Source organism: Streptococcus oralis subsp. oralis, from assembly GCF_002096445.1.
Taxonomy (GTDB): Bacteria; Bacillota; Bacilli; order Lactobacillales; family Streptococcaceae; genus Streptococcus; species Streptococcus oralis_N.
The window spans coordinates 1-996 of sequence record NZ_NCUK01000005.1 but is presented as its reverse complement, the minus strand read 5'-3'; the positions used below and the strand labels follow the sequence as shown (position 1 = coordinate 996).

The 996-nt window shown below is 40.8% G+C and carries 2 protein-coding genes; both read right to left on the bottom strand.

Translation table 11 applies throughout. The features are described from left to right. Positions 1–737: T7SS effector LXG polymorphic toxin (locus B7721_RS00030; protein WP_239823784.1), on the bottom strand; the 737-nt coding region annotated here is incomplete at its 3' end. Continuing rightward, positions 727–996, bottom strand: a 270-nt coding sequence (locus B7721_RS00025) for a DUF4176 domain-containing protein (RefSeq protein WP_142358566.1), incomplete at its 5' end; no start/stop codon positions are given. The genes B7721_RS00030 and B7721_RS00025, both read right to left, overlap by 11 nt.

Below are 996 nucleotides of genomic sequence, written 5' to 3'. Positions count from 1 at the left end.
ACCGTCCCACTATACTTAGACTCGGCAAGCTGTTTTGCGAGAGCATTTTGGTACTTCACAGCTTTGGAGTTGCTATGGATAGCTGTGTGAATCTCTGAAACTGAGTTTTTAAACTGAGTTCGATTATAATAATTTCTCGATGCGGGGTTCCCATACGGAAGAGGGGCATAACCTGATAGGGTAGCGATTTCACTATTTTGCATATCGATAAGGTCAAAAGTATCTGTCTTTAAAAGAACACTATTAAAAGCTTCCATGTTCTTTATGGTATCATCTAAACTCTTGACTGCTTGATTATAACTTGTATTCACACTATCCAAACTTGGATTCGTTAACGTCAGGATATCGCTAATCCCTGCATAGATATTTTGTGTCTTACTGGAACTACTCTTTAATCCCTCAATCGGATCTTTCATCCGTTGCTTGATGCGTTCTAGGTATTCTGTCTTAATAATGGCACTGTTGTCAGTCTCTGACACCGTGTCTTGGAAGAGCTTCACAAGTCCATCATAGCGACTGACAATGCTATCTAGGGCATTGACATAGTTATCAACCAGTGGTATCTGATAGTTGGTCACCTTCTGGTTAATGGCATCCTTCACTGCCCCTTTAAGACTATCGGTTGAAACGACCTCTGATAGACGGCTTCTCGAAACAGATAGCTGTTCCTTGATACTATTTACCGAAATAACTAACAACTCTTTTTGAACTCGAACTTCGGATACATCAATCTTCATTCACTTCCTCCTCTGAGTAAACACTGGAAATCAGTCCTGCGTCTAGATAGTCCTTACGCAGAGCTTCTTGGCAGTAGTGTTCATCCACGGTATCCGAATACCCTTCTGATACTACTCTCTTAATCAAGAGATTGCTTAAAAACAAGGGGGAAGTGTCAAAGCGTAATCCAAATGGATAGCCATGACCGATGTAGTCCATATAATGACCATTATCCAAATCAACTCGACGACCTGAAATGACTACAAAAAAGTCCATCTG